This is a genomic window from Nocardiopsis flavescens (genome assembly GCF_900141985.1).
Lineage (GTDB): Bacteria > Actinomycetota > Actinomycetes > Streptosporangiales > Streptosporangiaceae > Nocardiopsis > Nocardiopsis flavescens.
In genome coordinates, this window is the sequence record NZ_FQZK01000006.1 from 256,632 (window position 1) to 263,689 (window position 7,058).

Annotated in this window: 6 protein-coding genes; 3 read left to right on the top strand and 3 right to left on the bottom strand. The window is 63.7% G+C overall.

The genetic code is table 11. The features are described 5' to 3' along the window. Nucleotides 1-304: 304 nt before the first annotated feature. Together BUE45_RS13315 and BUE45_RS13320 are read right to left on the bottom strand one after the other, a co-directional pair. A complete protein-coding gene (locus tag BUE45_RS13315) occupies nucleotides 305-1,057 on the bottom strand; it encodes a hypothetical protein (protein ID WP_245833139.1) in 753 nt (250 codons plus the stop codon). Between the two features lie 197 nt (nucleotides 1,058-1,254). After that, nucleotides 1,255-1,539: a hypothetical protein gene (locus BUE45_RS13320; protein WP_073379515.1), complete on the bottom strand. Its 285-nt coding sequence runs from the start codon at nucleotides 1,537-1,539 to the stop codon at nucleotides 1,255-1,257. Nucleotides 1,540-1,637: 98 nt separating this feature from the next. Between BUE45_RS13320 and BUE45_RS13325 the strand changes: the two genes are divergently transcribed. The 3 genes from BUE45_RS13325 (at nucleotide 1,638) to BUE45_RS13340 (ending at nucleotide 4,368) form a co-directional block, all read left to right on the top strand. Continuing rightward, on the top strand, nucleotides 1,638-2,399 hold the full coding sequence (locus BUE45_RS13325; protein WP_073379517.1) for a helix-turn-helix domain-containing protein: 762 nt from the start codon (nucleotides 1,638-1,640) through the stop codon (nucleotides 2,397-2,399). After that, on the top strand, nucleotides 2,396-2,575 hold the full coding sequence (locus BUE45_RS13330) for a DUF397 domain-containing protein (RefSeq protein WP_073379519.1): 180 nt from the start codon (nucleotides 2,396-2,398) through the stop codon (nucleotides 2,573-2,575). The genes BUE45_RS13325 and BUE45_RS13330 overlap by 4 nt, the downstream gene beginning before the upstream one ends. A gap of 644 nt (nucleotides 2,576-3,219) precedes the next feature. Then, nucleotides 3,220-4,368 carry a hypothetical protein gene (locus tag BUE45_RS13340; RefSeq protein ID WP_073379521.1) on the top strand — a complete coding sequence of 383 codons (1,149 nt, stop codon included), beginning with the start codon at nucleotides 3,220-3,222 and terminating at the stop codon, nucleotides 4,366-4,368. A gap of 117 nt (nucleotides 4,369-4,485) precedes the next feature. On the opposite strand, the gene BUE45_RS13345 is transcribed toward BUE45_RS13340, so the two are convergent. Beyond that, nucleotides 4,486-6,027: an AbiJ-related protein gene (locus BUE45_RS13345; protein WP_218619534.1), complete on the bottom strand. Its 1,542-nt coding sequence runs from the start codon at nucleotides 6,025-6,027 to the stop codon at nucleotides 4,486-4,488. Nucleotides 6,028-7,058 lie beyond the last annotated feature (1,031 nt).

The window sequence follows — 7,058 nt, forward strand, 5'->3', positions numbered from 1 at the left end:
GGCCGCCGGTGACGGCCGGTAGTAGGGTGTTCCACGGTCTCCTCCTGGTGCTTTCAGGTGGTGATCTCGCCCCGGCCCGGTGTTCGCGCACCGGTCGGGGCACCTCTGTGCTTTCAGTTTTTGAAGCGGCTTCTCGTGCGGGTGTCCTTGGCCCCGAAGGGCTGCGCTTCCCGCCCGAACCCGCTCAGGGCTGTCCCTGCGCCCCGTGGGGGACGCGGGGTTCCCGGCGGGCTGGTCGATGGTCGCTCTGCCTCGCGAGGTGGTTCAACCCCCAACCGGAATCCCGCACATACACGGGTCGCCGTCAGCCCGGGCCTGGCAGCCCAATCCCGGAACCGTCAGCGCCTGTCGGCGTCCGGGCCCGGGTCTTGGCCACCCGGGAGGCGATCAGTCCTCGGCTGACACCGAAAGACTCGGCCAGCGCCGCGTAGCTCTCCCCGGCCTCGTGCCGCGCCAGCAGCTCGCTGTCGGGCACCCCCAGGTCGCGGGGCGGTCGATGCCCGTAGCGGCGCACATGCCCCTCGGCCTTGCGCTGCAATGCGCGGCGTTTGCGCAGCCGGACCAGGTACATCACGTTCTGGTGCCGCGCCCCGGAACGGTCGTAGCCCCACAGCAGGGACGGGGTCTCGCCCTCGTGCCACAAAGACAGGAACGCCCGCCGGGCCCTACCCAGCACCCGCTTGAACGCGACCGGGTCCATGTTCAGGGAACGTTCCGCGCGGCGTCGGTCCCCGTGCTCGGCCAGAGCGGTCAATACTTCCCGGTGGGCGGGTTTCAGCGCGGTCCAGATCTGCGCCAAAGCCAGCCGATCGACGATCTGCTCCTCGTGAGAGTGCGCCGGCGCCGAGGCACTGGTCCAGTACCGCACGAACGCCCGCGTCAACAGGGCCTTGTCCTTGCCGCCCAGCCCACGGACCTTGAGGTCCTGGTAGTGCTGCGCCTTCATCGCCTTCCACCCGACGGCGATCAGCTCCGTCTCCTCCGGACGCTCGTGGGCGAGCTGGAGGTGTTCGACGATGGCCTCCCACGCGGTCTCCGCCCGGTGCACCGGGTCCATGGCGTCCACCCACCGGCACTCCCGCGCCGCCCGCACCGCCAACCGCACCACCTGGAAAGCCGTGTACCCGTGCCCCACCGGATCGTCGGCCCGCGGCGGCGGCAGCAACGGACCGAACTCACTCGACCCATACGGAGCGGTGTTGTTAGCGAACTGGCCCCTTCCCTGTGGGTGGGGGGTGTTCGGGTTGGGCCTGCTCATGCCGACCCGCTGATGCGCCCGGCGCGTTCCCTGACCAGACGGTTGACGCATTCAGCCGGGTCGGTGACGGGAACCCGCACCCGGGGTGTGGTGATGCCGAGGAAGGTGTACTGGTCGTCCTGGACCCGCACGGCGGCCTGGCCCAGGTACGGGTCACAGCACAGGGTCGGGGTCAACTCGCCCTGGTCCACGGTGACGGCGAGCCTACTGCCCAGCTGCCGGTCGGCCAGGGCGTTCTGGAGATCCCGGAGGTAGATGACGCGTTCGTCTTCAAGTTCCATGGCGCCAGCGTGGCCCGAACAGGGTCTCTTACCTCAGTACGTGCGCCATTCTCGTAACTTCCTGACGGCACGCGGAAGCCGCGCGTAACATCACGCGTATGAGCGAACCCCCCTTCCATGAACTGCTCACCACCTACCGCGAGCTTGCGGGGCTGACCCAGCAACAGCTGGCCGGCCACCTGGGGTGCTCGGCCGCGTCAGTGTCCCGGTGGGTGTGCGGGCACGCGCTGCCATTCCGGGAGACCGCCGAGCAGCTGGACCGGCTCCTGGACGCCGAGGGCAAGATCATCTCCGCCTGGCGGATGGCCAAGTCCGGCAAGTCCACCCCCGAGTGGGCCCGCCCGCTGATGAACATCGAGACACGGGCACGGCACGTCCAAGCCGCCTCCCCCGCCCTGGTACCCGGATACCTGCAAAGCCCCCTGTACGCGGGGGCGGTGTTCCGGGCCTGGCACCCGGCCGCCTCGGATGCGGAGATCGCGCGTCTGGCGCAGATCCGCACCCAGCGGCTGGGCCAGCTGCCCGAGCTGCGCATCACCGCGGTCTTCCCCGTGTACGGGATCACCGGCTTCGACGACGCCGCGCGCACCGAGCAGGCGCGCCACCTGGTCGAGCTGGTCGAACAGGGGCGGGTCCGCATCCATCTGGTTCCGGAGGGGTCGATCCTGTTGAGCGTCACCTCGCCGGTGCTGGTGTTCCGTCTGGATTCGGGGGAGACGGTTATTTCCAGCGATCACATGGACGGTAACGTCATCTACGACGCCGACCGCAATGACCGACTCGCCGCACTGGTCACGGGGGCCATGGCCGACGCGCTTCCCGCCCGGCTCTCCCTCCAAGCCCTGAAGGAACTCGCATGAACACCGATTGGCACAAGAGCACCTACAGCAACACCGGGGGCAACTGCGTGGAGGTCCGCGAGCTGGCCACCGGCGCTCTGGTGCGCGACACCCAGAACCGTGACACGGGCCACCTGGAATTCCCCGCCGACCAGTGGGCCGGACTGCTGGCCGGGGTGCGTGCTGACCAGTCCTGAGCGGAAGCGACCGACCTACCTGGGCCAACGCCGCCTGGGCTGGGGTCAAGCTCAGGCGCGCACGCCGGCCAGAGGGAAAGGAGCCCAGGAAACCTCTGCAGAGCGTCTCCGGGGCTTTCGTATGCGGCTTGGTGGGACGCTGACCTGGAGCTGGTGTCCGAGGCGATCACAAACGCCACAAGTCCACGCATGCCAGGAGGCGATCCCGACACATGCCAGAGCCTCCAACCAATCTGGCACGAAACACCAGGGCCGCCCAGTGTGGAAGCTCGCCGAGCGCATCGAGGCCGCCGGGCTCATCGGCCTGGGAGGCAAGGGCCACATCGGGTTGTCCGAGGTGACGTTCTGCCCGTTCAAGGGCCGCGGCAAGCCGTAGTGGAAGAAGGACTCCAACTCCACCCATGCCAGGCTCTGCTCACTAAGTGAGCGGCGATCACCCAACTCAAGAATTGGGGCATCCTGGGCCGTCTACGCTGCTGCCTACAGCAGGCCGACCGGATCACCCGCGCTGTCCTGGTCCTCCAACTTCGAGAAGCAGGATGAAAAGGGCTCAGCGGGGACAGTAGAAGTTTAACGTGCCCACAGACTTCACCGGGATCGGAACGAAACACTCGCTGAGAGATCATCAGGAGTAGAGTTGCGGCATGAGCGCTCCGACATTCCGGTGGCTCCCCGAGCGTCATCTCGGGGTGGCCGCGACGCTGTCGCATGCCGATGAGCTGATCGGGCAGATCAGTGATCACCTCTTTGAGTACATGGCGAGAGAAGGTGGTCCGGTCGGCCTACGAGAGGTTCTGGTAGGCCCTACCAGTCAGGCGGTAGTGGACCGCGTAGCCCCTATACCGCGTAAGATTCCACTACTCGTGGCAGACGCACTCGTATCCTTACGCGCTGCTGTCGAGCACACAATGTTCACAGAAGCTGAATTTCTGAACGGCGGGCCGCTCGATGAGAAGGCTGCCCGATCCATTGAGATGCCAGCCAACCTCACTTACGAGGAGTTCGAGAAGTGGACTAATAATCGGTCTCGTCGAGGTCCCGATTCACTGCGAGTCGGCGGCGAACTTCTCAGACGAGTGAAGGGTTTGCAGCCCTTCCAGCGCCAAGTCGCACCGCGCTTGCATCCACTGGCACGGTTGGTACTTCACACGAACCATGCGAAACACAGGACTCCAGCAGTGACAGCAGTAAGGTTGCCCGCGGTGATCCGGGAGGACGAGAAGGTTCATTCCGTTCGCGATCTTCCTCCGCGCGCTGAAGAACCCCTCCGCGTGGGCGAGGTAATCGCCGAAGTTCCAGTAGGCAAGAGAGTTCCTATCACACTTTTCCCTACAGTTGGAATCAACCGTCCTGGCACTGATGAGTGGCCGGTATTGATGCACGAGTTGGACGAGATCGCCTATTGGATCAGGACCCAAGCCGTTCCACGCTTGATCACGGGAAGTGAACCACCGGAATCACCACTCCCTCCGCGTTACGAGATATCCATCGGCCATCTGGACGAGCGGCTCGCAATCTCAATGGGATCAACCACTTCAGCCGCTGAACGCAACAAGCAACGCTTGGGCGCCGCAAGCGCTCGAAACGACCTAGTGGACCTCATTTATGGGATGCCAGACGCACCCGATCGAGAGAAAATTTCGGCTTGGCTTGAGAAATTGACAGATGAAGAGATCATCGACAGGATTTCACGCCTATCAGCGAACCACTCGTACGACCCAAATATAATACGCAGCAACTTGGAGGCTTTACAGGAACTCCGAAACGAGGCCGTTGCCTTCACCAACGAGTAGGCCCGCCGTGATTGTGGATTATAGAAGATGGCCCACGTTGAACGCCAGACATGCCAAACACAGGTGCACTTAATCATTAGCCTAGAGCCACTTGCATTGAGCAAGGTAGATATCACTCTAGCACTCGATCAGTTCGGCGAAAAAATGGCGGAGCATAGCCCGGGCACCATCAAGCCCAAGTTCATATCCACCAAACCTGTATACCTCATAACCCTTGAGCCGTAGCGCCCGATCTTCGGCGACCATCTTCGAGTACAATCGTGGGGACGCTTCCCCACCATCAGCGTAGTGGTGCTGTCCGTCCACTTCCAGCACGATACGGACCCCCTGAGGCAGCAGGAGCAGGAAGTCCATACGTTCGCGGCCGAGAACACTGTCCTTGTCCCCGCGCTCTTTTCGCGTCTTAGGGTCCATGTGCAGGTACACCTGCGGGAGCAGTGCAGGAAAATCAGCCCCTGTTTCGTTGATGGGATAGAGCTCGCAGTAGGTGCGGAAAACCGTCTGCTCAGGCGAGCGCCATTTAGGCCGTTGGGGATCCCTATGCAAAGATGCCCCCAGCCGCTGGTACAGGGCGCGGCCGACCTCGCTGTCCGTCATTTTCTCCGGGAGGGATTCTCGGTCCCTCCACCAGGTGATCATCTCTCCCCAGGTCAGGCCGGACACACCGAGTGGTTGGCTGTACACCAGACAGAACTGTTCGTTCTTCACGATCTCAACATCGTTGTTGATGGCGTCACGGAGTACGAACTCCGGCTTGAGTCCGTCGGCTGCGAAGATTAGATTCTTCAGAGAGCCGGGCACTCCAGCACCGATCGTGCGGGCATCGAACACCGGTGCGCCGCTGATATTGTCCACCTCGATGAGCTCGTAGCCATCCGGTGCGAGCGTCTCGTTGAAGAACACACGGAGGCGCTCGACCACAGCCGGGTCGGTGCGCACCACCGGATGCAGCATTTCAGCCAGGAACCGCAGGAGGGCCTGGTCGTTATCGACCAGGCCGAACCGCTCGTCGTGCCAGATCCAGTCATCGTCCCAGTCCTCCGGGTTGTTGACGCGGTGCTGCCAGAGGTCCTGGGCGGCTGTCGCGAACCTGGGGTCATGGCTGGGCAGGTTGTTGAGGTCGTACAGGCGCTCCAAGAACTCCTCTTCGCCAAGAGCGCCGGCCCACCAATCCTTGAGACCGTCGCGCAGTCGTCGGCGAGTGACATCGGTGATACGACTCATTTGGTCTGGGCCTTGACGGAGGTGGGGATGGTAGTTGTCCAACCGGTTCAGGGCCGGCTCGAAGACACCGTTGATGTAGCGCCTACGTGTGTCGTAGCTGCCGCTCATCCGCTGGTCTATCCAGTACCGTTTGAAGCCCTTGAAGTCCCGGAAAGGCAGTTCGAGGACCACACCGAGGCGTCTGAGTACCGCAGTCAGGGACCTGAGGAGAACCGCCATCTCCTCGTCATCGAGGGCCTCACCTCCGCCTGTGCCGAACGCTTCAAGGTCGTTCAACGCGATCTTGGCCAGCTCGTGGGCAGCGTCCAAGTCGGTCATATCGCTCAGGCGGCCGTTGCGGAGGCGCTCCACGCGGGCCACGTTCAGACCGGTCCTGGAGAAGCTGAACGGTTCCGTTCCGACTTGCCGCACGACCCAAAAGCTCTGCTTTGTCACCCTCCCATTGTCCGTCCAGAAGGTGACAGTCGGATGGCAAGGTGCCGCACACACGGCAGCGCTCGTTCTGCAGACGAGGACAAGGAGAAGCTGATCGTTGGGATGACAGCTGCACCCGATGATGTCGCTGTGAGATAGGTATGAGCCCGGGCTGAAACTCCTCAGAAGAGACCGCCCTGAAAGGTCGCAGCATGGTACTTGAGGGGAGTAGCCCCACGGAGGCCCTGGCACATGCTCCGAAGTGGGAGAACCACCCTTCAAGAACCTCGTGAGGTGCCATCGGACGCCGCCGTCGGCCCGTGTGTGCTCCGTTCGTGCTCCGGCGTCCTGGACTGGAACAACACAGGACGGTACCAGGCGTCAGCAGGCGGCACTGTGAATCGGGTGGGGTGGGACGGAACGGCACAGAATGGCACGTGGCGGCACGGAACCAGCTAACTTCTAATCCGATGGCCGCAGGTTCGAATCCTGCCGGGTGCGCCCCAAAACCCCAGGTCACACGGGGTTTCCCGAGGACCTCGCAAGAGGTCCTCGCCGCGTTCCGGGCCGATGTGTGCTCCTCGTGTGCTCCCCAGTACAAGGTCCCGTACAGGTGGGGCATCCACCTCCGGAGCACTTTGCCGTCCGGTACCCCTGTGTCCCCTGCCCGGCGGCACCCTGTGTCCGGCCTCCCTGCTCCCTGTCAGATCGCATACGGCCGTTTCAGCCGAGCCCCCTTACACGACTGGCCTCACGCAGAAAGAAGCCGATGTGATCGATGCGTTCGACTGGGGTTCCGTTCCCGGTCCTGTGGACTACTACCGTGCGACAGCGGTCCGCGACGGTTTCCGAGGTCTCACATGCTCGCGGGCGCATGGACGCGGCGTCGGCTGCGTCCCTCCTGGCGGGTGGAGGAATCATCCATGACCACAGCGGCACGGTCCTGCCCGCTGCCGTCCCGGCGGCCCCGATCCTGCTCCAGATAGCGGAAAAGGGCTGTAGCGGGGTGCAAGAGGCCGCGCTGGAACTCATCGTGAACGCGTTGGACTTCC

Excerpts from the sequence above, each read along its gene's own strand:
- BUE45_RS13315 (WP_245833139.1), bottom strand. The coding sequence starts at position 1,057 with ATGGACCCGGTGCACCGGGCGGAGACCGCGTGGGAGGCCATCGTCGAA.
- BUE45_RS13320 (WP_073379515.1), bottom strand. The coding sequence starts at position 1,539 with ATGGAACTTGAAGACGAACGCGTCATCTACCTCCGGGATCTCCAGAAC.
- BUE45_RS13325 (WP_073379517.1), top strand. The coding sequence starts at position 1,638 with ATGAGCGAACCCCCCTTCCATGAACTGCTCACCACCTACCGCGAGCTT.
- BUE45_RS13330 (WP_073379519.1), top strand. The coding sequence starts at position 2,396 with ATGAACACCGATTGGCACAAGAGCACCTACAGCAACACCGGGGGCAAC.
- BUE45_RS13340 (WP_073379521.1), top strand. The coding sequence starts at position 3,220 with ATGAGCGCTCCGACATTCCGGTGGCTCCCCGAGCGTCATCTCGGGGTG.